Genomic DNA, 25,952 nt, shown 5'->3' with positions numbered 1-25,952 from the left:
TTATTACTTCCAGCCAGGGAACCAAAGTTTTGGCCCAATCTCAGCATCTAACACAGCTTTAACTTTTGGCGAGTTTTGATAGATCTCAACAAATTTTTTCAATTTGTCGCCTTTATCCTGATAGTCGTCACGCACTACAAACAAAATGGCATAACGTTTATTGGTATTGTCATCAAGTAAAAGTGCACTTTCAGGGTCAGCTGTTTTTGCTAAACGCAAGTAATGTGGATAGCCAAAAGCTAAGTCAACATCATCAATTGCACGAGCAGTTTGTGGCCCTTCAACCTCTACGAATTGCAAATTTTTAGGGTTTGAAACAACATCTTTGAGTGCAGATAAGTGATTGTTTGAATCCTTAAGCGTAATTAATTTTGCTTGCTGTAAAAGTAGTAGGGCACGGCCTTGATTCACTGGATCATTTGGAATGACTACACGTGCATTTTGTGGTAACTCATCAAAGCTTTTATATTTCTTTGAATAAAGTCCGACATGTGATGCTGCACCTACTGCAAATGCCTTTAATTTAAAGCCAGTTTCTTTAATTGCATTGTCTAAGAAAGGTTGATGCTGGAAAAAGTTCGCATCAATATCCCCATGATTTAAGGTAATATTTGGTGTGTTCCAGTCGGAAAATTCGACCAGTTTTACATTTAAACCCTGTTGCTTTGCTTCATCAGCAGCAGCTTGTAAAGTTTTTGCAAATGGTGGACTAATACCAATTACAAGTTCATTTGAGCCACTTTGACGGTGTTTATTCCAAAAGAATAAAGCAACAAAAAGGACTACAACGACTAAGCCTACGCCTAGCCATTTTTTTGAGGCTGTTTGAGCCATGTCTATCTCCAAATTTAGGCAGTTATTTCTTCAATTTTTGTTAAGTTTTTGCTGTTGTTATAGGGACTACATCGGAACGCTTGAACAGGGTGCTGTTCTGGTAATTGATCACCCCGATTAAAAATTTTGTTCCGCAGTGAACCTGTTTTATATGCAGTTTTATAGCGACCACGTTGTTGTAGCTCAGGAATAACCAAGCGAATAAAGTCGTGGTGAGACTCAGGTGCAACGGTACGGGTCAAATTAAAGCCATCAATATCTGTCTCATCTAAAAGATGAATTAAGTATTCAGCAACTTCTTCACCACTACCCACGATGAGCGGATAACGACCGCCTAAAACATGCTGAGCTTTTAAGTCATTTTTCGTGATTTGTTGCTCTTTAAACTTTTCGGTAATCGAAACAATGCTGTTACTTTTCTGGTAAGGAATCGCTTCATCGTCGGCAAACTTACTTAGGTCAATACCAGTTGAACTCGCATAATGCGCTAAACCAGCTTCAGGACTTGCATATTGGCGGTATTCATTAAGTTTCTGTACAGCGAGATCATGTGTTTCGGCAACAACAACGGTTATACCGACAAAGACTTTAATGTCATTCGCTGAACGGCCTTGCTGTTCGGCAAGAGCACGAATCTTTTTCACTTGTTCGCGTATTTTTTCGGGTTTGTCGCCGCCAATAAATACACATTCAGCATGACGAGTAGCAAACTGCATACCTTTTGGTGAAGCACCTGCTTGAAATAATGTCGGGGTGCGTTGCACAGAAGGAGACACTTGAAACACACCTTCACTTTGGTAGTATTTTCCGTGGTGGTGAATGGTGTGAACTTTAGAAGGGTCTGTAAAAACACGCTGTACTTTATCTTTTTTAACAGCGTCGTTTTCCCATGAACCTTCCCAATATTTATAGCAAAGCTCTAAAAATTCTTCGGCTTGTTCATAGCGAGCATCGTGGTCTTTTAAACCTTTTTGACCAATTAAGCGTTCCGCACTATCTAGATAACCTGTCACGATATTCCAGCCAATACGACCTTGAGTTAAATGGTCGAGACTCGCAAAGCGGCGGGCAAATTGATAAGGATGCTCATAGCTTAAGTTCACAGTGACTCCAAAACTTAAGTTTTGAGTGACTGCCGCCATAGCTGAAATGAGTGTGGATGGATCATGGCTTGGAAGCTGAATGGATTCTTTAAAAGTCAGATCAATACCATTTTGATAGACGTCATAAACACCTGTAATGTCCGCAATAAACAAACCATCAAATAAACCACTTTCTAGAGTTTTTGCTTGTTCTGTCCAATAGCTCAATTCGTTAAAACGGTGTGATTCATCACGAGGATGTGTCCATAAGCCATGATTGATATGTCCAACACAGTTCATATCAAAAGCATTGAGTAAAATTTCTTTCGCTTTGAAATCTGTCATTACAATGTCCCCCGACGAGGTGGTAGAACACCGTTAAGAACATAGTTCCCAATAAAGTAATATTTCCATCGTGCAGCATCATGCAACGTATGAACGCGTGCATTGCGCCAGAAACGATCTAGGCCATCTTGTGACTGACTACCACGGCTTCCTGCAAGTTCGATCAGCTTAGACGATGCTTTTAGTGCTGTATCGCTACTATGAGCACGTACTTTGGCAACATCGATGGATGCTTTAGCAAGATTTTCAAGTGTAGTTTCAATTTTTGCGGCATCAATTGATTGAGCAGCTTGTTTTAATAGGACTTCACTTGCCCGCACATCGACAGCAATACGTCCTAATTCATAAATCGTTAAAGGATCTTGGTTTGCCGTTTCTACATTTGAATCAATCCAAGGGCGGGCTTGATGCACTCTTTGCAAGCTTTCTTCAAAGGCTGCTCGTGCAATGCCTACCTCAATTGATGCATGCATAATTTGCGCAAAAGGACCAACTAAGGTTGGTTGTAAAAATGCACTATCAAAAGGAATAACATCATCTGCATCGACAAAAACCTGATCAAATTTAACCGTTCCGCTGCCTGTGGTTTTTTGTCCAAAGCCAGACCAGTCATCAACTAGTTTCAATCCTTGTGAACCACTTTTTACAAAGGCTAGATACTCTCGGCCTGCATCGTCTAAAACTAAGGTTGGAATACGGTGCGCAAATAAACTTCCTGTGCAGTAAAACTTTTCACCCTGAATGAGATAACCATTTTCGTGAGGACGGATATTGGTTTGTTTATGGGTTGAAGTCTTGGTTTTAAACTCAGCAAGTGCATTACCAAAGCGAGTACCTTTTAGCACTTCACTATATAAACGTTGTTTTTGAGCTTCTGTGCCTGTATTGCGCAATACTTCTAGAGCATAGAAATGATTTTGTGGAATTTGTCCGATTGAACCATCTGCACCGCTTAAAAGCGCAATTACTTTAGCAACTGTATGGCTTGAAACTTCGGCACCACCGTATTGCTTTGGCACTGTAATTGCCCAAAGGCCAGATTGGCTCAAAGCATCGATTTCGGTATAGGGTAGAATTCGCTTAGAGTCTCGCTCAACTGCGGTTTTTTTAAATTGCTCAGCAAATTGTTTGGCAATTTCTAAAGCTTCAGCATCATTTTGAATAATGTGCGCTTGGCCAGATGCCGAGGTTTGTTTAGTTTGAACCGATTGATATGAAGTCATGACAATTTCTCCTTAAATCCAAGCATGGCGGGCAGGGAAATGACCATTAAGGTAATAATTGCCAATGGCATGTAATTTCCAACGAACAGGGTCGTGTAATGTATGTACACGGGCATTTCGCCAATGTTGATCTAAATTGTGTTGGCTTAAACTTGAACGGCTACCACCCAGTTCTAGTAGTTTTTCAGAGATTTGTAGAGCCGCATCATTGGCATAGACTTTTGCTTCAGCAACCAAAATTGAAGCTTTAGCTACTTGTTCATCAGTCACAGTTTGAAGTTGGTCAAGTTCATCTAAATATTCAGCAGCTTCATCAAGCAGCAAAATTGCAGCATCGAGCAAAATATTTAACTTACCTACCTCTTGCAGGGTGTAATGTTCAAAGCTGGCTTTTTCAACATTTGCATCAATAATTGGACGTGCTTTATGAATAGTCGATAAAGTATCGTCAAATGCAGCTTCTGCAATACCTACATCAATGGCTACTTGTAATAACTGCGAATAAGCACCGCGATAGGTTGGAGCTTGCGTCAATAAACGTTCATCAAAAATAAGTTCTGGGTTAACTTCGACATTATTTAATTTAACCGTACCACTCGCTGTCGTACGTTGCCCAAAGCCATTCCAGTCATTAATGACTTCAATACCTTGAGCATCTCGACTCACAATCAATAAAACGACATGGCCATCTGGATGAACCGCTTTAATTGCGAGCCAATGCGCAAAACTTGTACCTGTCGAATAAAACTTTTCGCCGTTTAAAATATATTTGCCATTTTCAATGGTAAGTGTGGTTTTTAATGTTTTTGAGTCATGTGTATTACGTTCTGGACCACCGTTAGCAAGACGTTTTCCTGCCAATATTTCTGAAAAGATAAATTGTTTTTGTTGTTCTGTGCCCATAATTTCGATCAGGTTTAAAAGGCTAATCTGATTTTGTGGAATCTGACCAACGTTCGCATCACCTTTACTTAAAATACGGAAAACGTGCGCTAAAGTTTTATTAGAAACAAAAGCTCCGCCATATTTTTTCGCAATTCGAATTCCGCCTAAGCCTTTTTGGCTAAAGCTTTCAATTTGCTCATGCGGTAATAAGCGTTGTTGATCACGTGTATTACGACCCTCTAAAGCATAATCAGCCACTTGATAAGCAGCATTAATGGCTTGTTGATCATTTTGAATGATTTGGACGTATGCCGTCGTTTTAGATAGAGAATTAGACATAATGACACCTTGTATTGCTGTCATTACCTTACAAAAGAAATATTTTTCCACTAAACGAGGACTTATGCTCAGCTTATGAAATAAAGTGCAAAGCATTTTTTTTGATTTTTAATGGAGAAATAAAGATATTAAAAGTTTATATAAATCAATGTTTTGTTATTTTTATGAAGAAAATTAATAATAGAATTAGTTTTAATATGAAAAAGAGCAATAAGTACGGTAAAAAAAGATATAAAAAGCTATACCTAACTGTCAGCAAAAAATGAGCACAATATCCATTGTTTTAAATAAAAATAGCTTTTAAAGTATCTACTTACCATCGACCATTTTTGTACAAATAGTCAAATAAAAATAAACGTGGAGATTTTATGCGGGTTTTGTATCAGTTTCCTTTGTCCCATTATTGTGAAAAAGCTCGCTGGTTGTTAGACCATAAAGAACTTGATTATGTGGCTCATAACTTGATTCCTGGATTTCATCGTGCTTTCGCACAACTCAAAACAGGGCAAAATTTACTGCCGATTTTGAAAGATGATCATCAGTGGATCGCTGAATCAACCAAAATTGCACTTTATCTGGATGATACTTACCCAGAACACGCGCTTTTACGCCGTGATGAGCAACTTAGACAACAAACTTTAAAAATTGATAGTTTAGCTGATGAGCTTGGTATACATGTGCGCCGTTGGGCATTAGCACATAATTTAGCCCAAGGGGATCATGCTCTAGAAATTATGATGGGCGAACAAGGCTATTTACGTCAGTTTGAAAAAATATCTAAACCTTTTCTCAAAACCCTCGTAAAGAAGAACTATAAACTTGAAGAAGAGTTAGTGAGCCAGTCCAAAGAACGCATGGGCGAACTTATAAATGAACTCAACCACTATTTAATTGAAAATCAAGCGCGCTACATGGTGGGTGATCGCTTAAGTCTTGCTGATATTGCTGTCTGTTCGATACTCGCACCGCTATTAGAGGTAAAAGGTACGCCGTGGGAGCGAGAAGAAGCAGAAGAAGTTTCTGAGGAATGGGTCAACTATCAAAAATATTTACTCGATTTACCTCTAGGGCAATATGTTTTAAGAATATATCAAACTGAAAGAAACGCTCGAGTAGATTGGCGAGGAATTTAAACTTTATAAAATGCCCTGATTTTCTCAGGGCATTTTTGTAATATTTCTAAGCTCTCTCATTTATCTGAATATTACTATCAATTTTATAAATGATTTTTATTAAACCATTTGCAAATATTATTTTGATGTTTAAGTTACTTTTTACAAAGTTAATTTAATGTATAGCTAAATCTCTAATAAGTTTAATTTTTATAATTTTTCACAAAATACAATTTTTTTAAAAACAGTTTTTAGGTGAAGTTAAGCCACTTTATTGTGCATATGTTTACATTGTAATCAATAATTGCCACATTTAAGTGTAAATAGATGAGCTTAATAATAGACAGAAGATTAAAACATAGATTAAAGTAGAAACATGTTAGCAGTTTTAAAGGTATTAACTCTGCAAAACAGACTGAATAAAATAAGTGAAGCAAATGGATGTGTCCTACTTGGAAAAGTTGGCGCGATAATTGCAATTTAATAATAAATCACTCTATTGCTCTATATGAATGATTCTATAGATAAATAGAGAGAATGATCATCAAGGAGTTCTTATGAAACGTTCTGCAACCTCTCTCATTATTTCAACATTTATGCTTTGTACGGTTGGTGCTACTTCTCAAATTCAGGCAGCAGATACATTAGCTAAAATCAAAAGCAGTGGAAAAATCGTTATTGGCCACCGAGAATCTTCTGACCCAATCTCATATGTTGTTGCAGGTAAACCAGTAGGTTATGCAGTCGATATCTGTAACCAATTTGCAAATGACATTAAAAAAGAATTGAAAATGCCTGGGCTAAAAGTTGAATACAAGGCAGTAACTTCATCAACACGTATTCCTGAACTTTTAGCAGGCAATATCGATATGGAATGTGGTACGACCACAAACTCTAAGCAACGCCAAGAACAAGTTGGTTTCTCAACAAACTACTATGCGACAGAAGTACGTATGGCAGTTAAAGCGACCTCTGGCATTAAGAGTTTGGCAGATTTAAATGGCAAGGCAGTTGTAACAACTCAAGGCACAACATCTGACAAATACATCAAGATGAATGAAAAAGGCCAAGCACTTAATATCCAAAATATCTATGGTAAAGATCATTCTGACTCTTTCGCAATGATGGCATCAGGTCGTGCTGCTGCATTTGTTATGGATGATAATATTTTAGCTGGTTTGGTTGCTAAATCTTCTACGCCTAAAGCTTTCGCAATTGTTGGTCCAGTACTTTCATCAGAGCCTTATGGCATTATGCTTGCTAAAGATGATGCAAAATTCAAAGCGATTGCTGACCGTACTGTAAATAATTTATGGAAAACTGGTCAAATGGACGCTTTATATAAGAAGTGGTTCTTATCGCCAATTCCACCAAAAAATACAAATTTGAACATGCCACAAAGTTCATCTTACAAAAAATTAAAAGCTCACCCAACAGATGCAGGGATCTAACAAGATCTTGTTGTCCTAAATTTACTTAAGCAAGTGAAACCTCACTTGCTTAAGCGGTCTATTTTCCTAAAGTATTCATTTAAGGGGCAAACATGTCAGTCGGCTCGCTAAACTGGACTATATTCTGTGCGGAGTCTAATGAATATGGTGTCGATAAAGCCGCATGGGCAGAATCAGTCTGTAGAGTAATTGGTAGCGCAAGCTACAATGCTCATGCTGAAGCGCCCACATGGTTACAAATGTTAGGTTCAGGCGTCTTTACTATGGTTTGGACAGCTGTTATAGCCTTTCTTATCGCATTTTTATTAGGTTCTCTCCTAGGGGTAATTCGTACATTACCCAACAAACCTCTCTCATTTATTGGCAATTGTTACGTTGAAATCTTCCGTAATATTCCACTTATTGTGCAGCTATTCTTCTGGGCATTTGTTTTTCCGGAATTTTTACCGGACAGCTTAAGTGCAGGCAGTGGGGATGTGGTTGCAGGTGGGTGGTGGAAAAATATTTTAAATCAGCAACCTGCGGTTATTGGTGTTTTTGCATTAGGTCTCTACACTGCTGCGCGTGTATCTGAGCACATACGTGCCGGTATTAATACTGTTTCAACAGGACAAAAATTTGCTGCTTCCGCAGTAGGTTTTACCACTGCACAAAGCTATCGCTATGTCATTTTACCTGTTGCATATCGCACTGTGTGGCCAACGATTACTTCTGAAGCAATGAACGTTTTCAAAAACTCAGCTGTTTTATATGCTTTGAGTGTTTTGAACTTCTTCGCTTATACAAAAACCATGCGGGAAGAAACTTCTCAGGACATCATTATTCTTATTCTCTCTACACCTGTTTATTTGATCATTACTTATAGCATTAAATTTATCATGGCATGGATTGAGAAACGAATGGCTGTACCTGGTTTAGGTTCAGGAGGGAAGTAATTATGGATTTTTCTTTATTACACAATCCTGACGTGATCGCGGCACTCAAAGAAGGTTTCGTTTTTACCCTTACTGTGACTGTATTGGCAATGCTGGGCGGTATCCTGATCGGAACCCCATTGGCAATGATGCGTTTATCAAGCAATGCCATCGCAAGTAATTTCGCAAAATTTTATGTCGATCTGTTTCGTGGTATTCCATTGATTCAGGTGATCTTTATTTTCTACTTTTTATTGCCGAAAATATTTGAGTTTCAATCTGATACATATTGGGGACCGTTGTTTTCGAGTGTTGTGACTTTTGCTATTTTTGAGGCTGCATTTTTCTCGGAAATTGTACGTTCAGGCATTCAGTCTATTTCAAGAGGTCAGGTAAATGCAGGTTACGCGTTAGGTTTTACCTATGGTCAATCAATGCGCTACGTGGTTTTACCTCAAGCTTTTCGTAACATGCTCCCAGTATTGTTAACTCAAACAATTATTTTATTTCAGGATATCTCATTAGTTTATGTGATTAGTGCACCAGACTTTTTAGGTCGTGCAGATACATTGGCTAATACATATGGTCCTGAAACGAAAGCAACATTCTATTTAATCGTCGCTGTAGTTTACTTCTGTAGTTCGTTTGTGCTGTCACAATTAGTCAAACGCTTACAGCAAAAAATTGCCATCATTCGCTAATTGGAGATTTTAAATGCCAATGATAGACATCCAACATATCTCTAAATGGTATGGTGATTTTCAGGTTTTAACAGATTGCACGACGAGTATTGAAAAAGGTGATGTCGTTGTTGTTTGCGGACCGTCTGGTTCAGGAAAATCAACACTCATTAAAACAGTAAATGCGTTAGAACCATTTCAACAAGGCGATATTATTGTTGATGGCGTTTCTCTGAAAGACTCAAAAACGGATCTTGCTAAATTCCGTTCACGAGTAGGAATGGTGTTCCAGCATTTTGAACTTTTCCCGCACATGACTGTTTTGGAAAATTTAACAATTGCTCAAGTTAAAGTGTTAAAGCGTTCAGTTGCCGATGCACGTGCAAAAGGTCTAAAATATTTAGAGCGTGTAGGTTTGCTTGCGCATAAAGATAAGTTTCCGGGCCAATTGTCTGGTGGTCAACAGCAACGTGTAGCGATTGCTCGTGGCTTGTCCATGGACCCAATCTGTATGTTGTTTGATGAACCAACTTCTGCACTTGATCCAGAAATGGTCGGGGAAGTACTTGAAGTGATGGTGCAACTTGCACATGAGGGCATGACCATGATGTGTGTTACACATGAAATGGGTTTTGCTAAAAGAGTATCTAACCGTCTAATTTTTATGGATGAAGGTAAGATTTTAGAAGACTGCCCAACGCATGAATTCTTTGATAATTTAGATGCTCGCCACGAGCGCGCGAAGCTCTTCTTAGAAAAAATTCAAGCCATGCATTAATACCGTTAATAAAAAAGAGCCTTTTAAAAGGCTCTTTTTTTACGTCCAATTTTTAGAAACTATATTTTGCTAATAAATTGACGCGAGAGTAATCACCCTTATCGCCTGCGAAAGTTTCTCGCTGACCGTAAGTATATTCTGCACCTAAATCAATATTTTTAACTGGATTCCAGATTAAATTGACCAAAGCATTATAAATTTCTTTGTTATAACTGGTGCTGGTTAAATTGCTATTTGCATAGACGTTATCATCTTTATATTGAATACCGCCTATTGCAAAAGTAGAGCGGAGGATAGGGCTCCATTTCCGTTGATAGCCAATAACGGCACTATCAAATTCACCTAAATTAATATCCTGAGTTGTTGTGTCATAGGCATAAGCTGAGTTGCTATAAAGTAAATAGCGGCCATCTCCTTTAACATGATAGTAATTAGCAACCAAGCTATCTTGAGGCGTTAAATCATATTTACCACCAACGCCTACACCCCAACCAAATTTTTCTTCAGAAGTACTATCTTTTGGAGCTACACGGTTTTCATGGGCAAGACCATGTAACTGTAATAGGCCTTTATTATCTGTAGTTTTGAAATCATATCGTGCTGTTAAAGCAGGAAAGCGGCTTCCACCGGCAGCATTACCAGCTTTTTCAACATCACCGCCTTCTAAGGCAACTAATATTTTCTGTTGAGTATTAATTGGCTGAGTGTACCTAACCTGTACTGTACGCGTAGTACCTGTACCAATAGCGCCATTGAAATCTACTGTTTCTGGTGATGTATCGGTATTTACAAAAGGTGAAGTAGTTTGACCAGCTAACCATTTTCCTAAAGACATATAAGCATGACGAACGCGGAAGGTACCATTACCATTATCGCCATTTCCACCCATGAAATCGGCTTCAATTTTGCCGGTTAAATCTCCGTATTGGGTAGGTCGAGTAATGTCTAGACCAATTCTTGAAGTTGCAGCAGATACATTTAGTGAGTCTTGTTTTGGATCATCTTTATTTAATGGATAGTTAGCGCCATTTGAAATGCTGCCATTTGAACCTTTAAAGTCATAGGTTGCATCTGCGCGGACACTACCATAAAGCTTAACTTGGGTTTGCCCATCCGCCATCGCCATCCAACCTGGTTTTGATACAGGAGGTGTTGGAGTAGCCGGTGCTACGGGAATTGTTGCTGGAGCACTAACCGACAAAGCTGTTTTTTGTTGATCAGATAGTTTCTGGACCAGTTGTTTTAACTCTTTTACTTCATCACGTAAGGCGTTAACTTCAGCATCTGTAGCGGCATGCACAGGCATCGTCACGCTAATTACGCCTAAAGAACTCATTGCTAGCACTAGTGTTTTGATCTTATTCACAGGAACTCCCCGACATGGATAAAAAAAATTTCCTGCAAATACATAACAATAATAATGCCAACTTTAAGAATTTAGAAAAATAGTCAAATTTCTATAATTATCATTGGCCTACATTTAAATAATGGTGCGAGTAAGATCTTATGTTGAAAAAAATAAATGAGAGCATGAAATTGACTTTCTAAAATGCGCCATATGTTCAACTCTTTGCACGGTTAAAATGCACGTCTGCAATAAAATGTGTAAAAGAATTAAACCTTTTAGCTATTTTTAAACCTTTGTATTTTAAATGCAGATGAGTTGTATAGGGGGTATACTGTCGTCACTGTAAAATTCTGGCTGGAGATAACAATGGAGTTAGATCGTTTTGATAAACAAATTCTAGAAATTTTGTCTCATGAAGACTTAAATTTGAATGAACTTTCAGAACGGATCAATCTGTCAGTCAGTTCTGTGCATCGTCGGATTAAGCACCTGATTGAAGCCAACGTTATGGGACAGCTCAAAAGGGAAATTAATTTTAGTAAACTTGGATTTACTCTACACATCTTATTGCAAGTTTCATTGAGTAAGCATGACACTGAAACATTTGATAAGTTTCTTTCGGAAATAGAAGCAATTCCAGAAGTAACCAATGCATTTCTAGTGACAGGGCAAAGTGCCGATTTTATTTTAGAACTTGTAGCACGCAACATGGATGACTACAGTGAAATTTTATTAAGACGTATTGGAAAAATTGACAATGTTGTTGCATTGCATTCCAGCTTTGTTATTAAAAAATATAATGTTTTTAACTGCTATAACTTACTCAATAAACTATAAAAAAACGCACCAAATGGTGCGTTTTTTTAATTCAAATGTTTGATTTAGGCATCAAGTTGAGCCAAAACTTCATCTGTGAACTCAACGTTAGTATAAACGTTTTGTACATCATCAAGATCTTCAAACATATCAATCATTTTTAGAATTTGTTTTGCTTGGTCGACATCAGTAATTTCAGCTTTGGTTGATGGACTCATAACCACTTCTGCATTGTCAGATTTTAAACCGGCAGCAGTAAGAGCATCTTGAACTTCACCAAAAGTTTCTGGTGACGTAATTACTAAAATTTCATCTTCAGAAATCTCAATATCTTCAGCGCCAGCTTCTAAAGCAACTTCCATGATTTTGTCTTCTAAAGAAACATCTTCAAAAGTAATCTCACCACGTTTAGTAAATAGATAAGCGACAGAACCCGCAGTTCCTAAGTTACCATTTGTTTTACTAAAACAGTGACGTACATCTGGTACTGTACGGTTCAAGTTATCTGTCATTGTTTCAACAAGAACAGCAACACCGCCAACACCATAACCTTCGTAAGTTACTTCTTTTAAATCATCATTATCTTCACCACCGGCACCACGTTGGATTGCACGGTTGATGGTGTCACGTGTCATATTAACTGAAAGAGCTTTTTCAATTACTGCACGCAGACGAGGGTTACTAGCAGCATCTCCACCGCCAAGTCTGGCAGCAGTCACAATTTCACGAATATATTTAGTAAAAACTTTACCGCGACTTGCATCTTGTTTCGCTTTACGATGCTTAATATTGGCCCATTTAGAATGACCCGCCATGGACGTGAACTCCAAAAAAAGAAAATGCAAAAGTGCTGGAATATTAGCATAGGCTTGGTTTTGTTGAAAACTGTTGCCCTGCGTTTTGTTAGCCAATTGAATCAGAATAATAAGCTTAAGGCCTAATGAGTGAGATTAGGCCGAATCAAATCCAATTTGATTTAGTTAATTTTGACGTCTATGTCAAACTGCGCATATAACTCTTTAATCGTTTCCAAATCTTTTTGTAAGTCTGTTGGATAAATTTTGCCTAAAATCCCGCCTTGTTTGCTTCGGGCGTTGGCATACATGAGTACAATAGGAACATTCGCTGCTTTCGCAATATGCCAAAAACCTGTACGGATAGGTTTACGTTCAGAACCATCTTTCGCTCGAGTAGCTTCAGGAGCAATCACCAAGTTAAAAGTTTCATGAGTTTGAAATTGTTCAACCATTTGAGAAACAATATCTTTACTCGCTTTGCGGTCAACTGGAATGCCACCAAGTTTTTCTAAAACTGGCTTAAGAGGACCCTTAAAAAGTTCTTTTTTTATTAAAGTATGAATCTTAATGTCTAAAATTTGGAAGAGAGCAATAGAGAGCACTGCATCTAGATTTGAGGTATGTTCAAAGCCAATAATAACTTGTTTTTTCTCAAGGATTTCGGGATCTACATTATAGGTCCAACCAGCAGCTTTAAAGATAGAGTTAGCTAGAAATTTTTTCATAGATCAGTGCAAGGTGATAAATTTTCAGGATTCTAATATGAGATTGTAAAAAAGCCTAGAAAAATTATGAAAGCTAACGTAGAGCACCAAAAATGAAGATTATCTAAGCTATAGAAGATTTAAAAAGTTCTTTTTTATTTTTCTTTTAAACTTAATAAACTTAGATAATTTTAAAATCAAGAGAGCGGTTGAGGTATCTCTTCATTAATTAAAAATTCAATATATTGCCAAATTTTTTCAGCGTTAATTAGCTTTTTATCTGTTGTTCCATCAATAATCATTCCATCAATAATAGAAATAATGATGTGAGTAAGTGGAGTAGGGTTTTCTATGCCTAATTGAATGAGCTGTTCTTGTAATAAGTGAGTCAACCACTTCGTATACTCGTAAAAGGGTTCCCGAATTGAAGTATATTGTTTAGATACTTCAATAAATGCTTTTTTAAATAAGCATCCATTAAATGTTTCACTATTAATCCATTCAATATACCAATTAAAAATAATGTGGATTTTCTCAAGTGGACTAGCATCTTGACGTAAATTTAATTGTTCGTTAATTGAATTTTGAATATTTAAATTTCGATGTTGCAAACACTCCATAATTAAATTTTCCTTCGAAGGAAAATATTTATAAAAGGTCATCTTTGCAACATTAGATTCAGCAATAATACGGTCAACACCAGTTGCATTGTAGCCAATCTGATTAAATAAATTTAAAGCAGTATTTATAATATCTTCTTTTTTTGACATTACTATTCCATATAGTTAGAACTAATTATAACTTAATCTAAAAAATTAAAATTTTAATATGAATTATCATAGTAAAAAAAGGGATTGGATACAAGTTTATATTGTGATAATGATTATCATTAGCTGTATTTTTTTTAAATTTTCTATTTGATTTCGTACGATTTTAATTCTAATATTGATTGATAAGGGAATATATTTAAATATTAATTTAAGTCATTGTTTTTGTAATAAATTATGTAAAAATCGAACAGGCTTCAATAACTTTAATGAGAGTAGATATGCCTAAGAAATTTGAGAATTTTAATAATCCTAGAAAGAAAGCACTCGCAGGGATGAAGCAAAGCATTTCAGCTGAGCTATGGGGAAAAAATTCAGACTTTTTGAACCAATTAAGAGCAAAAATTGCTAAACATGCAGTTTCACATCATCCTGCAATTGAGATTTTAAATAATGGAGAAATTAATAAAGAAAATTTAAAAAAAATACACTTAGAATATCGCCATGCAATTGTACAAACTTTTACTGATGCACTGCTCATGGCTCAATTTCAAACTAAACAACTAGAGCCAAGATTGCATGCTGGTGCGAAAATGTTTCCGCGCTTTCTTTTGAGCCTAAATATTTTTGATGAGTTTGGATTTCGACCTGGTTTAGACAAAGATGGTTATTATCAGGGAAATCCTGAATATGCTCACTATCCTTTATTTGAAGACGTATTAAATGATTTTGGTATTACGGAACAAGACCGTCTAACTTATCAGCCGACTGAAATTGCAGGTCAAGTTCGAGTTTTTTTAGAAGATGCCTATGATGACTATAAAGCTGTTTCAGCTTTGTTAGCCGTCGCTGAAGAAGAGGTCATACTCTATAGTCCACCGTTACGTAAAGCGACTAAAGCTGTAGGTTTGGAGGTCGAGGGTGGTGGTTATTATCATGTGCATGGTATCTCTGAGGATGAAAGTGCCGAAGCCGCAGATGATGATCATGAAGAAGATTTATGGTATGTCTTGATGCAAGCTTGTACAGAAGAAGATTATAGCTATATTGAAAAGATATGCTTAGAGTATTGTGATTTATGGGAAAAATTTTGGGATGCTCAATTAGAGCATTCGGAACCTATGAGGAAGCAAATCTTAGCTTAATAGAAAAAATAGGATATTGAGTTTAGAAAAAACGTATTTTAAACCAGTTAAAATTTTAAGATAAAATAAACTTTACATTTTTATAATTAAATTTTAAATATTGTTTATAGCGGTAAAACGAATTCTGTTTAGATAGCTATTAAAAAACCCCATAAACTTTTTGGTTTATGAGGTTCGAATTTGGTGGGCCCACCGTGACTTGAACACGGGACCAACGGATTATGAGTCCTACAATAAAAGTATTTATTACTGTTGGTCCTTACTTATTAAATTTATTTAATTTTAGCTAAAACAAATGTTTACTATGATTTGGTGTTGATTAGTATTGACTGTTATTGAATTAATTTGCTTACATACTGCTTACACGCCGCCCATGTAACGCCTTTTATGAAAACCAAGTTCACTTCCATTAAAGTTTTAAAATTTGATCCTCCACCTGAAGGAAAAAACCAAATATTTTATTGGGATAGTGACACACCTAGTTTATCCGTTAGGGTAACACAGAATGAGAATAGATCTTATATTTTCCAAAGTCGTGTTTCCGGCAAATCAATTCGTATAACTATCGGTGGTGTGACAGTTTGGCCTTTAGATGATGCCAGGAAAGAAGCGAGAAGATTGCAGCAACTTTGTGATCAGGGTATAGATCCAAGACGCAGCAAAGCAGAAGAGAATGAAAAAAATAATGAATATTCTGGTTTTCAAGAACAAAAGAAAATTAAATTTGAATCTGCATATTTAGAATATGTAGAGGAAAATAAAACAGGTTGGAGTGATCGTTATATTAATGATCATTACACCTTAATACATCGTGGTGGCGAAAAGAAAAAAAGAGGAGCTGGTTTAACTATACCTGGTGTATTAGCTTCATTATTAGATAAACCATTATATGAAATTACCGCTGAGTTTATAATTTATTGGCAAATTGAAGAAGCTAAAACGAGACCAACACGTGCAGCATTAGCATTTAGAACATTAAGGGCATTCTTAAACTGGTGTATGGAGCATGAAGTATATTCACAGATAGTTAATGATGATGCCCATAAATCTAAACGTGTACGGAAAGTTGTACCTACAGTTAAGGCAAAAAAACAGGCCATACAAAGAAATCAACTAGCAGCATGGTTTAAAGCTGTAAATGATTTACCTAATATAATGCACAGAGCATTTTTACAAATTACGATATTAACAGGTCCACGTTCTGAATCGTTGCGAGGACTTGAATATCACTTATTAGATTTTAAATGGAAAACTATTAAAGTCTGGGATAAGTTTGAGCAAGATTACCGTATTATCCCGATGACAACATATGTTGAAAAGCTATTATCAAGTCTTCCAAGACATCCAGATTCAAATTATGTATTTTGGTCTTCTCAGTCTGATTGCGGTTATGTTACTGATGTGCGTAAAAAATACTATCAACATCTAAAAGAGAAGGGTTTGCCGCGTTTTACAATCCATGATTTAAGGCGCTCGTTCAGTAACTTAACTGAGTGGCTAGATGTTCCGGCAGGGGTAGTGGCTCAGATCATGGGTCATAAACCGAGTGCAACTCAAGAGAAACATTATAAAGATCGTCCAGTTGATTTACTTAGAATTCATCATCAACGCATTGAAGACTGGATTTTAACTGAAGCAGAAATTATTGAAGGTGAAAAAGGGGCCTAAGCCCCTACAAGATTTCTGAGATCGGTTAATCGCCAACGTGCACCTTTCTTAGTCATGACTGGTGTTAAATCTCCACATCCCCGACTTGCCCATACTCTTAGAGTATTGGGTTTATAACCAAGTACTTTTGCAGCGTCATTAGTACTAACTAGACTTGCACCAGAATCAATAAGCTGTTGTAACTTCTCTTCTGGACGTAATTTTAAAGCTCCCATCTAAATCTCCTCACCAAATTACTGCAATTAAAAAAAGCTAAAAACCATAAAATATTTGTTACGTAGAGTGCTTCTTTCATCTTAGAAACTGTCTCCTAATAGATAAGCAGGTTGAGGCTCTTGAGTTGCTTTAGATGTAGGATTCTCTAACTCGAAGCGGCGTTTTCTTACATATCCCATAAGCTTCGGTTGAATCTGTGGATCACGTGCGGACACATCAATTTCAAGTGCATCCAAAGTTGTAAGATCTGGTGCATTTTGGATTTGAACCATTAATGATGGAGGTTCATTCTCTATTGCCTTTTGATCTGCAAGCTCAGTCAAACGCTTGTGAGTGGCTTGGAGCAAAGGTTCCATTTGTTTATCTGACCACGTACGGGTATAACGATAAACTGCATTTACTTCTGCGGGTGTCTTTGACTCACTGACTCGTTGTAGAAGGGTATCTAAGGTTTTTTGATAATCATCTTCGATACTTTCGTTTCTTTGCTCTGCTTCGGGTAATGTCTTTTTTTCAACATCATCTGATGTTGAGTTTTGGACATTTGATGTTTCAACAACACTTTCGGAAATTGCTTCTTCTTCAACTTCATCAGTTGGCTTATTCAGAAGTTTTAGAATATCTTCAGCAAACTCACCCCCACTGACTTTGATAATCGCGCAGCAATGAGAAAATGCATTATCAAAACTAGAGTGAACTTGGCCATGCTGTAGTAAGCGTAATTGCCCCCTAGAACCATTCCATTTGAACTGTTGAACTCCTAACTCGGCATTTGGGCTAGGATAAGAGCATGTAGAACCTTTTTCTGGCGCTTCTTTTAATGGTTCTGGTACTTCATACTCACCAATAAAAATAGTTCTAGGCTTAATTTGAAAGTCAAATTTATCAAAGACATCAAAACCAAAATCATATGGGTTGAATGGCTCCCAGCCATTATGCTCAGTATTATTTACTAATAGTAGTACACCATTGGCCCAAGCAAGTTTTGCTTCAATTTTATTAAGTATTTTCATGCTGTCACCCCAGTTTTTGCGAATGTTTCAATGTCTTGTTTAACTGCCGTAAGTTTTGCTGCTTCAATTTGAGTAAGGGCATCAATGCCAAGATGCTCACAAACTGTTTTTACATCGAGGCCACGTTCAGCAATAAAGTTTTGAAGCTCATCTCTTTGTTCGTCAGAAATGCCATTAAATTCAGGTGGGCTAATCCAAACACCGCGCTCTTTATCAAACGTGCAATTCAATGCTTTTGAACGCATTAACATTGCTTGGCGCATGTTTTGGTAATACATGTGCTCTTTATCAAGTGATTCGGTTAATTGATTTAGATCACCAGCATGTTCGGCTTCTTCACAGCTTTGCTTCCAGTTCTCAAACTCTTCTTGAGCTTTGGCAGTTGCAAGTTGTGCCGGTGTTAAAGTGTTGATGTGGTCTTTAGCTTGGCTGATAAGGTCAGCTAAGAAAGTGGGATTAGATTTAAGATCTGGAACCCACACCTCACCAGTTTCACCACCTAATGCACCCGAGTTTTTCGCATGGTGAGTAGGAGAAGGTTTGAAACTGATTACACGGGCATTTTTACCTTCACCTGTAGTCACAGTTGTTAGATAGCCCATAATGTCTGCAATACGATAAAGTTCATTACGGTTTTTACCGCCTAGATCTGGTCGATAAATGATTTGTTCACCGTTTTGATCTTCTGAAGCATGGGCAATGAAAACGACATCTTTACCTAGACTGATTAAGGTATTTATGTATTGCTTGAATGTCTGATTAGCTAGACCTTGCGCTTTAAGCTTTAATGCACCATCTTTTTGACGGTTGTTCGCCGTAAGTAATAAATGAGTTTTAATGCATTCAAGCATTGCGCCTACAGTGTCAATAACAATAGTTTTATAAGGTGCAAGGTCTTGTGGTGTGAGGTCAGCAATATCTTTCCATTGATGAACCTGAACAACTGCACCGCGTCGTAGTTCACCTGTACGGTGAGCACCACGATCAAAGTCGAACGAAATAGCTTTATCCGCAGTAAAACCCATAGATGTTTTACCTAAACCCGGATCGGCGTATAGATACACAATAATTGCTTGAACCAATAGAGTTTGGTCAGCTGTAATAATAGGTAGAGCCATTTTTATTATCCTTATCTTGAGCCAGTAAAGCCGCGCTTAGATTTATAAGCTTTGCGTTCAATTGATGAGATGTGTGAGTTACCCAAATCGATAGCTAATTTCTTTTTGCGTTGAAAGCTGATCTCTTGGGTAAGGTCTTCCCAAACTTTTGGATATTCCTTTTGGAACTTTGCTACATCTAATGGCGTTTTTACTTCATCCTTTACTTTGTAAAGCACTGTGCCGTTAGCATTAGATGCGTAAATAATCCAACCAATACGCACTGAGTAAATACCTGTATTGTCACGGCCTAAATAAGACTTGTATCCATCCGGGTGTTTTTTGAAAGTAGTCATGATTAGCCACCAAACATCCAAGTGATAAAAGATGAGATGACTATCCAAAGGAATACAGAAATGACAATAAACTTTAGAAAGTCGATTGAATTAGCTTTGATAGTTGCTAAACGAGAAGGGCGCTGTTCTTCAACAGTAGGGTGTTGATATAAGCGTGCAGTCGTTTGACTAGGAATAGGGTTTTGTTTCATACTTATCTCGCAGTTTGCAAAGCCCCGTTGCCGTCCAAAGTTCCGGGGCTTTTTGTTGTCTGTGAGATAAATATAAGAAAACTTAGTTTTGAGTCAAGCAGTAATGTAAGATTTCTTAATTTATTTTTAAGATAACTTATTTCCTGTGATTAAATAAACAAAAGAAAACCCACCGTAGTGGTGGGTTAGAAGGAGTTTATTAAGGAACTTCCTACTCGTGTTGGTTCACGGTTTTATTTTCCAGCTTACAAAAAATTGATTTAGGCTGTTTATTCATCAGAATATTTTTCTAAAAAATCATCTATCCATTCTTGTGCTGCCTGAAGATTGGTTATATCTGTTAACTTCAGATTGGTTTCTTCTGCTTCGTTAAAGCCCTCAACAATAGCTTCAAAGATATTCGCCTCGTTGATGACCTCGCGTGCCATTTCAGCAGCGTCATAGCTCTGCTTGGCTTTTTTAAGAGAAGTTATTTGTTTATCAATTCCTGCACCAATTTTTCCTAATGCCAATTTAAATTCTTGACGGTTGATCGTTAGTGCCGTTTTTGATTTATTAAGTGTTGCGATCATTATGTTCTCTTTTTTTAGGAATTTTAATTACTCAGCTCGCTAAAATTGGCGAGAAGATCAGTAAGTTGCTTCGGATTCACAGTTTTAAGAATGTTTGGGTCTAGACCTTCTTTTTGCTCTGTATGTATATCGCATGCAGTCAACTACTTGGCCTACAAAATGACAATGCTCATCCAAAGGAATTATATTTGGTTCAAATTTAGGATTTAGAGCTTGTAGAAAGCGAGAACCATCTGTTTCTATAACAAGTTTTTTAAAAGTTGCATCTTCAAATCTTCGTACCACAACCATATCGCCAGATTGCATATCACTGTAGTAAACATCTGGATCAACAAGAATGTAATCTCCCTCCAAAAAGTCAGGTTGATTACTAACACCTTGAACTTTCAGATAAAAACAATTTGTACATTCTTCAGGAAGGGGAAGCCACTCTTCAACTTGGGTTAGGTCCACAGATTGTACATTCGTAAAAAGTCCTGCTTGAACCCACGAGAGCACTGGAGCCATCTTAGCTTGTACGGGGGCCACATTTGTAGAGTCCTGAGTCGAAGTTTCACCTTTACCACTTAAGATATATTCAGTAGTCACACCAAAGGCATTGGCCATTGCCTCTAATGAACCTGCTTTAGGTAAATAGCTATCTTTTTCCCACTCCGTGACAGCAGGCGAACTGACTCCTGCAATCTTTGCTAACTGCACTTGGGTTAATTTTTTAGCTCGTCTAAGCGCACGTATGCGCTGACCAATAGTATCTGTATTCATATAAGTTATCTTACATATTGCATTTATAAGTTTTCTTTGATTAAATACTAAGAAATCTTACTTTTTGGAATAATTATGACTAAACAAGAAGCTTTCAAGTTGCTTGGGGTTAACGGTGTTGAGTTGGCTGGAATGTTAGGTATTGAGCCTTCAGCAGTTTATCAATGGCCCGATGGAAAAATCCCATTAGCCCGCGAATATCAAATTCGCGATTTAGCTCAGGGCAAAGAACCACTAAAAAACAAAGTTGTTGCTGAATAAGGACGTAAAAATGAGTCTTGAAAAAGAAGATCTTCGTTTGAAGATGCTCCCAGACATGATGGAGCGATTGCGTCTTATTGCAGACGTTAGAGGGAATGATTATGCACATCAAGCAATTGTCCTTTTAGAAAAAGCAATCATGGGTGACTACCACGAAGTTAGCTTAATGCTTGAAAGAGCTAATAAAAATAGGAAGAAAAGGGAGAGTTTGGGAATACTTGGGCAGGTTGGGGTGAATCCTGAATCTCAAATCCTAGAAATTAAAAAAGCCTGATGGTCTAGATCAGGCTTCTCAATTCAATTACTTGCAAGAGGAATCGAATATGCAAACTAATTTATCAAATCAACAGCAAATAATCCAGAGCTGGTTTGATCCGGCTCTTAAAACTTTAGAAGGCTTGCTTGAAGTACGTAAACAAAATTTGCGAAAACAAAAACGCGATGAAAAAAATGCAGCGGTAAAACGTGATGAGTTTATGGAAGCACTTTCAGAGCAGCACCGAATGCCAATTTTTAATGCTGGGCAAATCATCTCAAGTTTATATCGGGCTAAACGGATTCGTTACCTAGGTAGCACGTTCATTCAGGTGAATGAAGAGGGGGATAAATGAGCTTAGACGCAACAGTTTGGGCTTGGAAAACCCGTCAAAAACAAAAGGTAGGTGGTGCATTAAAACCACTTAAAAAATTAGTCCTTCTTTCGCTAGCAGATCGAGCTGGTGAAACACATGAATGCTATCCAAGTATTGCTCGTCTGGTAGAAGACACTGAGATGGACCGTAAGACAGTTTTGAAAATTATTGATGAGTTAATTGAGGACGGATTTATTATCGATACTGGCAAACGTGAAGGTAGAACTAAACAGGTAAAAGTATATCTTTTGATCGGAGTTAAGGGCCGAGAAACAGTACCAACAACGGTACACTTTGATACTGAAAATGACGAAATAAACAGTCCCAACAATGGAACAGTTCCAACAACGGAACAGTTCCAACAATTCCATGAAAGAGTCCCAACAATTCCGTTAAACAGTCCCAACGTTGGGACACGGAATCTTTCAAAGAATCTATCAATAGAATCTAAAATTAAAAAAACATGGTTGAGTTTGAAAAAACTTGGAGAAGAAATTCTTTTGGCAACTGATCAGGAAACTTACGAGCAGATTAAAAACGCAACTTGGTTCGATCGAGAGTTACGAGCATTTGAACTCTACAACGCCGAGAAGAATCTTTGTGTTGAACTTATGAATTACCACTTTGCAGATTGGTTAATCAACGCATGTGGTAAATACCAAGCACGTGAACAATCAAAGAATCATAACGTTGGTACACAGGTTCGAGTCCCGCAGGGGGAATCAAACACACTCAGTTCTAAACAGATTAATTCATTCGCTCAAAAACTTTCTGTACTTCCTGAATTTGCGAGTAAGTATGCAGAGGGCAATGAAAGCTATGAACAACTTGCGGCACGTATCGCAGTAAAACTTACAGATCTTGAACAACAGCAAAAATTGATGCCTTACCTCATTCAAGTTGGATTTAAGCCTAAGGGCAAAAGAGAGGCGGCATGAATAAATTCGAGATTCTAGCTTGGGGTTTACTCATTTCATTTTTTACAGCTGTTATCTCCGGTGCAGTTGTTTTGTGGTGGAAAGCTAGAAAGGAGGCGATTGAGGAATGAGTTCAATAAGCCTCGCTGATTACAAGCGTCTTTATGCAAAACCACGGACCAAACCTAAGCGCCGTGCTTCAGTAAAAAAAGAACGAGTTGTGAGTGAAGGCGAGGCAACGCTTGTACAGCACTTGAAAACACACAAGATCAGCTTTGTACAGGAATATAAATTCCATCCAAAACGTAAGTGGCGGGCGGATTTTTTAATTATGGGAACAAAAATATTGGTAGAGGTGGAAGGCGGGATCTGGAGTGGAGGCCGCCATACGAGGGGTAAAGGTTATCTAGGAGACATGGAAAAGTACAACGAAGCAGCAATGATGGGGTTTACAGTTTTACGGTTCAGTACAGAGCAAGTTAAAGCAGGCGTGGCGATTAAACAAATTGAGCAATTGGTGGGATGAAAATGAATATGCCAGTACAACACATTTTACAAGCGGTCGATTGGTCTAAATATAGTTTTGAAGAGTGGTGTCGCCAGCTTGGTGCATGGCTAAACGGCGATACCGAAACGATGGTCAAAATAGTTAAGACGATGCCAACAAAACGCATCACTCAAAAACAACGTGAAAAATTAATGGCTATGTACATGAGTGATGAAACTTTAAAAGATCGCTTATCTACTCGCCGTAAGGGTACTTGCTGCCAGTTAAATGATAATGAAGCACGAGCAATACATAGATTGATTATCGATCTTCAATCTATAGATGATGAGGTTCTTCAGGAATGGATTGGGGCAATCTGGTGGCACTATGTAATGGGCGAGGCGATTCGTGATATAGCAAAAAGTAATAATACATATGGATCACAGATCCAACAGGACATTAAATGCGGTTTGGCATTTATCAAATCACGTTATCCGCATTTTCAATTTGATAAATTTATAAAAACAGTAGTAGTTGAAAATCAATCTTCTTGACTGTAAATACGGGGTGTGGCATATTCGTGATATCTTGGCGATTTATATATTTATTGCCATATTAAAACCTCGCATAAGCGGGGTTTTGTTTTATTAATTAGGATTCTATATTGAGCTTTTTTCTTTATACGTTAAATAATTTCAAATTTTTTTTTTGAGTATTGAGTGGCCAGTTGGAATAATAAATTGGATTTCATTTTTTTCCAACATCGCAACTATTTGTGCTTTTTTTATAGCCCTATGGGCTTGGTGGACATGGAAGAAACAACAGGGATTCTCAGACGAACGAAAAATGTTGCTTGATATTGAACATTTAATTTCTGAAATCTATGCGAATGCATTTCATAGATTCTCAAGGGGGGTTCTCTTGCGTATAAACACACTCCAGATGCAACAACTTAAAGAAAATAATCCTATTAATATGCAAATTCTAGAAGATAGTAAGAAACAGGTTGAGTTAGCAAAGAATGATGATAAAAAGTTTTTTGACTTAAATAATGAATATCAAGCTTTAAAGTTGAGATTGGAATTAATGGATATAAAGGTTGAGGTTGACTATGATCCAATCTCACACGAAGAATATATTAAAAAAATTAAAGGTCAGGTTTTAAAATGTAATGAACCTGAGGAACTTAATAAGATTGCAAAAAATATTACCAATGAGATTCAAAACAAAAAAATTGAGTGTCTACGTAAAATGAAGAAATTTAGGAAGAAAAATTACTCTTAACTATCTTCTTGCTAAATATTGATTATTGGTGGGGCTTTTTTTTTGGGGGAATATAAATTTTGTACTTATGATTAGAATGAATGCAGAAAGTGTCGGAAGATTAAATATAATTAACTATTGAGAATACAATAACTTATATTAATTTTTAATATTGCTTTTCCAACCTACAGGCCGCATTATCAAACTTCATTTTTTGATTGTTGATGAGGTTTAGATATGTCAGTGTTAAGTGCAGGTGATGTGGTTAAGCATGCTAATTATCAATTTAACTTTAAGATTATTAAAGTTTCTAAGCAATGGGCGACATGTGAAGGTATGACTGAACAAGGGGAAAAGGTTGTTAAAGATTTTTCACCTGAATTTTTGGAAATAACTTCTCGGAAACCGAAGATGAACATAACTAATCAAGCTCTTGAAGAATTAGAGATTGGTTTGAGAAAGTAATCTAAAAGCCTCCATTGGGAGGTTTTCTTTTGTGCTATAGTCCAGTTTGAATAAATTCTGGTTAATAAAATGAATATATGTTGGTGGTGATTTAGACGGTGAAGTTGTAAATAACCGAGAAGGTACATATTTTGAAGCCAGCGAAATAGATTCTAGCAAGCAGTCTACATACAACCGCCAGAGTTATATTGTTGGAGAAAATACATATAGATTTTGGCTTTGTGCAGAATTATCATATATGGAAACAACCGAAATTGCCGGCAAGCATTTAGCTGAAAAATACAAATATCTTGCTTGATTAAATTTTTTGAAGTAGTCAACCCGCCAACTGGTGGGTTTTTTGAATGTTGTTTTTAATTTGCCGGACGTATTACGGCGCAAAAGAGCCTCGCTAAATATCGATTATTGGCGGGGCTTTTTATTTTCAAAAAGATATTAAATTATCTTAAATTACTTATAATTAAATCTTTTTAAGAGTTGTGGGAAATATGCGTATTTTTACAGAAGTTGTGGGTGGACCAAATGATGGTGAATTAGTCCAAGTTTCTGGTGATTCTTTTAATGCTCTTGATTTTGCTGTTCTAGATATTTTAAAAAATTGGGAAAAAATGGTAAGTCCAAAGAAATCAACAGAACTAATTGAAATACAATATCGAAAAACAAAGGCAACTATTATTTTTAACAAGAAGTATTACATTCGGGAGTACTTTGTGTGTGATTATTTAGATCAAAATATAGCGTTGAGAAAATTTAATAAATATTTTAACTGTGTTTTTAGGAAGTAAAATGAGATGAATTTAGCTACTTAAGATTATTTTTTATATTATTGATT

At 36.9% G+C, this 25,952-nt stretch carries 34 protein-coding genes; 19 read left to right on the top strand and 15 right to left on the bottom strand.

What is annotated here, in order from left to right; genetic code table 11:
• Window positions 1-3: 3 nt before the first annotated feature.
• Genes F935_RS07900 through F935_RS07885 form a run of 4 tightly spaced genes read right to left on the bottom strand, consistent with a single transcriptional unit; the run spans window position 4 to window position 4,732 of the window.
• Window positions 4-834: a MetQ/NlpA family ABC transporter substrate-binding protein gene (locus tag F935_RS07900; protein WP_016138437.1), complete on the bottom strand. Its 831-nt coding sequence runs from the start codon at window positions 832-834 to the stop codon at window positions 4-6.
• 14 nt (window positions 835-848) lie between these two features.
• Window positions 849-2,261: an LLM class flavin-dependent oxidoreductase gene (locus tag F935_RS07895; protein ID WP_016138436.1), complete on the bottom strand. Its 1,413-nt coding sequence runs from the start codon at window positions 2,259-2,261 to the stop codon at window positions 849-851.
• The gene (locus F935_RS07890; RefSeq protein WP_016138435.1) at window positions 2,261-3,484 is read right to left on the bottom strand and encodes an SfnB family sulfur acquisition oxidoreductase; all 1,224 of its coding nucleotides are present in this window, start codon (window positions 3,482-3,484) and stop codon (window positions 2,261-2,263) included. Before F935_RS07890 ends, F935_RS07895 begins: the two co-directional genes overlap by 1 nt.
• A 12-nt stretch (window positions 3,485-3,496) precedes the next feature.
• Window positions 3,497-4,732, bottom strand: a complete 1,236-nt coding sequence (locus F935_RS07885) for an SfnB family sulfur acquisition oxidoreductase (RefSeq protein ID WP_080645559.1) — start codon at window positions 4,730-4,732, stop codon at window positions 3,497-3,499.
• 344 nt (window positions 4,733-5,076) lie between these two features.
• Here F935_RS07885 and F935_RS07875 point away from each other — a divergent pair, with 344 nt between their 5' ends.
• The 5 genes from F935_RS07875 (at window position 5,077) to F935_RS07855 (ending at window position 9,643) form a co-directional block, all read left to right on the top strand.
• A complete protein-coding gene (locus tag F935_RS07875) occupies window positions 5,077-5,841 on the top strand; it encodes a glutathione S-transferase family protein (RefSeq protein WP_016138433.1) in 765 nt (254 codons plus the stop codon).
• A gap of 536 nt (window positions 5,842-6,377) precedes the next feature.
• Window positions 6,378-7,271, top strand: a complete 894-nt coding sequence (locus F935_RS07870; RefSeq protein ID WP_016138432.1) for an amino acid ABC transporter substrate-binding protein — start codon at window positions 6,378-6,380, stop codon at window positions 7,269-7,271.
• Window positions 7,272-7,363: 92 nt separating this feature from the next.
• A complete protein-coding gene (locus tag F935_RS07865; RefSeq protein ID WP_016138431.1) occupies window positions 7,364-8,206 on the top strand; it encodes an amino acid ABC transporter permease in 843 nt (280 codons plus the stop codon).
• Window positions 8,207-8,208: 2 nt separating this feature from the next.
• Complete coding sequence (locus tag F935_RS07860) at window positions 8,209-8,886, top strand: amino acid ABC transporter permease (RefSeq protein WP_004642556.1); 678 nt, start codon at window positions 8,209-8,211, stop codon at window positions 8,884-8,886.
• Window positions 8,887-8,899: 13 nt separating this feature from the next.
• Window positions 8,900-9,643 (top strand): amino acid ABC transporter ATP-binding protein, encoded by a 744-nt coding sequence (locus F935_RS07855; RefSeq protein ID WP_003651348.1) that lies wholly within the window; start codon window positions 8,900-8,902, stop codon window positions 9,641-9,643.
• 52 nt (window positions 9,644-9,695) lie between these two features.
• Here F935_RS07855 and F935_RS07850 read toward each other — a convergent pair whose 3' ends face one another.
• Window positions 9,696-11,009 carry a DcaP family trimeric outer membrane transporter gene (locus F935_RS07850; RefSeq protein ID WP_016138430.1) on the bottom strand — a complete coding sequence of 438 codons (1,314 nt, stop codon included), beginning with the start codon at window positions 11,007-11,009 and terminating at the stop codon, window positions 9,696-9,698.
• A 348-nt stretch (window positions 11,010-11,357) separates the two neighbouring features.
• On the opposite strand from F935_RS07850, the gene F935_RS07845 reads away from it, so the two are divergent.
• On the top strand, window positions 11,358-11,828 hold the full coding sequence (locus F935_RS07845) for an Lrp/AsnC family transcriptional regulator (RefSeq protein WP_004642558.1): 471 nt from the start codon (window positions 11,358-11,360) through the stop codon (window positions 11,826-11,828).
• Window positions 11,829-11,872: 44 nt separating this feature from the next.
• Here the strand turns inward: F935_RS07845 and F935_RS07840 are convergent, their stop codons facing one another.
• The 3 genes from F935_RS07840 to F935_RS07830 all read right to left on the bottom strand — a co-directional run bounded on the left by F935_RS07840 (window position 11,873) and on the right by F935_RS07830 (window position 14,078).
• Entirely contained in the window at window positions 11,873-12,622 is a 750-nt protein-coding gene (locus F935_RS07840) for a YebC/PmpR family DNA-binding transcriptional regulator (RefSeq protein ID WP_016138429.1), read from the bottom strand.
• A gap of 161 nt (window positions 12,623-12,783) precedes the next feature.
• Window positions 12,784-13,329 carry a 1-acyl-sn-glycerol-3-phosphate acyltransferase gene (locus F935_RS07835; RefSeq protein ID WP_016138428.1) on the bottom strand — a complete coding sequence of 182 codons (546 nt, stop codon included), beginning with the start codon at window positions 13,327-13,329 and terminating at the stop codon, window positions 12,784-12,786.
• Window positions 13,330-13,505: 176 nt separating this feature from the next.
• Window positions 13,506-14,078, bottom strand: a complete 573-nt coding sequence (locus tag F935_RS07830) for a TetR/AcrR family transcriptional regulator (protein WP_016138427.1) — start codon at window positions 14,076-14,078, stop codon at window positions 13,506-13,508.
• Between the two features lie 278 nt (window positions 14,079-14,356).
• On the opposite strand from F935_RS07830, the gene F935_RS07825 reads away from it, so the two are divergent.
• Window positions 14,357-15,220 carry a heme oxygenase-like domain-containing protein gene (locus F935_RS07825; protein WP_016138426.1) on the top strand — a complete coding sequence of 288 codons (864 nt, stop codon included), beginning with the start codon at window positions 14,357-14,359 and terminating at the stop codon, window positions 15,218-15,220.
• A gap of 387 nt (window positions 15,221-15,607) precedes the next feature.
• Window positions 15,608-16,888 (top strand): tyrosine-type recombinase/integrase, encoded by a 1,281-nt coding sequence (locus tag F935_RS07820; RefSeq protein WP_016138425.1) that lies wholly within the window; start codon window positions 15,608-15,610, stop codon window positions 16,886-16,888.
• On the opposite strand, the gene F935_RS07815 is transcribed toward F935_RS07820, so the two are convergent.
• The 7 genes from F935_RS07815 to F935_RS07785 form a co-directional block, all read right to left on the bottom strand.
• Entirely contained in the window at window positions 16,885-17,103 is a 219-nt protein-coding gene (locus F935_RS07815; protein WP_016138424.1) for a hypothetical protein, read from the bottom strand. The genes F935_RS07820 and F935_RS07815 overlap by 4 nt on opposite strands.
• Before the next feature lie 81 nt (window positions 17,104-17,184).
• Window positions 17,185-18,117, bottom strand: coding sequence for a hypothetical protein (locus F935_RS07810; RefSeq protein ID WP_016138423.1), 933 nt, complete (start codon window positions 18,115-18,117; stop codon window positions 17,185-17,187).
• On the bottom strand, window positions 18,114-19,235 hold the full coding sequence (locus F935_RS07805; RefSeq protein WP_016138422.1) for an ATP-binding protein: 1,122 nt from the start codon (window positions 19,233-19,235) through the stop codon (window positions 18,114-18,116). Before F935_RS07805 ends, F935_RS07810 begins: the two co-directional genes overlap by 4 nt.
• An 11-nt stretch (window positions 19,236-19,246) precedes the next feature.
• On the bottom strand, window positions 19,247-19,570 hold the full coding sequence (locus F935_RS07800; protein ID WP_016138421.1) for a hypothetical protein: 324 nt from the start codon (window positions 19,568-19,570) through the stop codon (window positions 19,247-19,249).
• 2 nt (window positions 19,571-19,572) lie between these two features.
• A complete protein-coding gene (locus F935_RS07795; RefSeq protein ID WP_016138420.1) occupies window positions 19,573-19,761 on the bottom strand; it encodes a hypothetical protein in 189 nt (62 codons plus the stop codon).
• Between the two features lie 269 nt (window positions 19,762-20,030).
• Complete coding sequence (locus F935_RS07790) at window positions 20,031-20,333, bottom strand: hypothetical protein (protein WP_016138419.1); 303 nt, start codon at window positions 20,331-20,333, stop codon at window positions 20,031-20,033.
• 84 nt (window positions 20,334-20,417) lie between these two features.
• Window positions 20,418-21,095, bottom strand: a complete 678-nt coding sequence (locus F935_RS07785; RefSeq protein ID WP_016138418.1) for a LexA family protein — start codon at window positions 21,093-21,095, stop codon at window positions 20,418-20,420.
• Between the two features lie 75 nt (window positions 21,096-21,170).
• Between F935_RS07785 and F935_RS07780 the strand changes: the two genes are divergently transcribed.
• The 11 genes from F935_RS07780 (at window position 21,171) to F935_RS07735 (ending at window position 25,905) form a co-directional block, all read left to right on the top strand.
• Window positions 21,171-21,356 carry a Cro/CI family transcriptional regulator gene (locus tag F935_RS07780; RefSeq protein ID WP_016138417.1) on the top strand — a complete coding sequence of 62 codons (186 nt, stop codon included), beginning with the start codon at window positions 21,171-21,173 and terminating at the stop codon, window positions 21,354-21,356.
• A 10-nt stretch (window positions 21,357-21,366) separates the two neighbouring features.
• Window positions 21,367-21,630, top strand: coding sequence for a hypothetical protein (locus F935_RS07775; RefSeq protein WP_016138416.1), 264 nt, complete (start codon window positions 21,367-21,369; stop codon window positions 21,628-21,630).
• A 49-nt stretch (window positions 21,631-21,679) separates the two neighbouring features.
• Window positions 21,680-21,967, top strand: a complete 288-nt coding sequence (locus F935_RS07770) for a hypothetical protein (protein WP_016138415.1) — start codon at window positions 21,680-21,682, stop codon at window positions 21,965-21,967.
• Entirely contained in the window at window positions 21,964-22,926 is a 963-nt protein-coding gene (locus F935_RS07765; protein WP_016138414.1) for a helix-turn-helix domain-containing protein, read from the top strand. Before F935_RS07770 ends, F935_RS07765 begins: the two co-directional genes overlap by 4 nt.
• Window positions 22,923-23,036, top strand: a complete 114-nt coding sequence (locus tag F935_RS18730) for a putative phage replication protein (RefSeq protein WP_016138413.1) — start codon at window positions 22,923-22,925, stop codon at window positions 23,034-23,036. The genes F935_RS07765 and F935_RS18730 overlap by 4 nt, the downstream gene beginning before the upstream one ends.
• On the top strand, window positions 23,033-23,431 hold the full coding sequence (locus F935_RS07755) for a DUF559 domain-containing protein (RefSeq protein ID WP_016138412.1): 399 nt from the start codon (window positions 23,033-23,035) through the stop codon (window positions 23,429-23,431). The genes F935_RS18730 and F935_RS07755 overlap by 4 nt, the downstream gene beginning before the upstream one ends.
• On the top strand, window positions 23,428-23,946 hold the full coding sequence (locus F935_RS07750) for a hypothetical protein (protein WP_171068107.1): 519 nt from the start codon (window positions 23,428-23,430) through the stop codon (window positions 23,944-23,946). The genes F935_RS07755 and F935_RS07750 overlap by 4 nt, the downstream gene beginning before the upstream one ends.
• Before the next feature lie 154 nt (window positions 23,947-24,100).
• Entirely contained in the window at window positions 24,101-24,676 is a 576-nt protein-coding gene (locus F935_RS07745) for a hypothetical protein (RefSeq protein ID WP_035366142.1), read from the top strand.
• 216 nt (window positions 24,677-24,892) lie between these two features.
• Window positions 24,893-25,120, top strand: a complete 228-nt coding sequence (locus tag F935_RS07740) for a hypothetical protein (RefSeq protein WP_016138409.1) — start codon at window positions 24,893-24,895, stop codon at window positions 25,118-25,120.
• 73 nt (window positions 25,121-25,193) lie between these two features.
• A complete protein-coding gene (locus F935_RS19030; RefSeq protein WP_080645720.1) occupies window positions 25,194-25,418 on the top strand; it encodes a hypothetical protein in 225 nt (74 codons plus the stop codon).
• A gap of 190 nt (window positions 25,419-25,608) precedes the next feature.
• Window positions 25,609-25,905: a hypothetical protein gene (locus F935_RS07735; RefSeq protein WP_016138408.1), complete on the top strand. Its 297-nt coding sequence runs from the start codon at window positions 25,609-25,611 to the stop codon at window positions 25,903-25,905.
• The last annotated feature ends 47 nt before the right edge of the window (window positions 25,906-25,952 follow it).

This window comes from Acinetobacter calcoaceticus ANC 3811, from assembly GCF_000399665.1.
Classification (GTDB): domain Bacteria; phylum Pseudomonadota; class Gammaproteobacteria; order Pseudomonadales; family Moraxellaceae; genus Acinetobacter; species Acinetobacter calcoaceticus_B.
The sequence above is the reverse complement of the archived record's forward strand: the minus strand, read 5'-3'. Positions and strand labels throughout refer to the sequence as shown.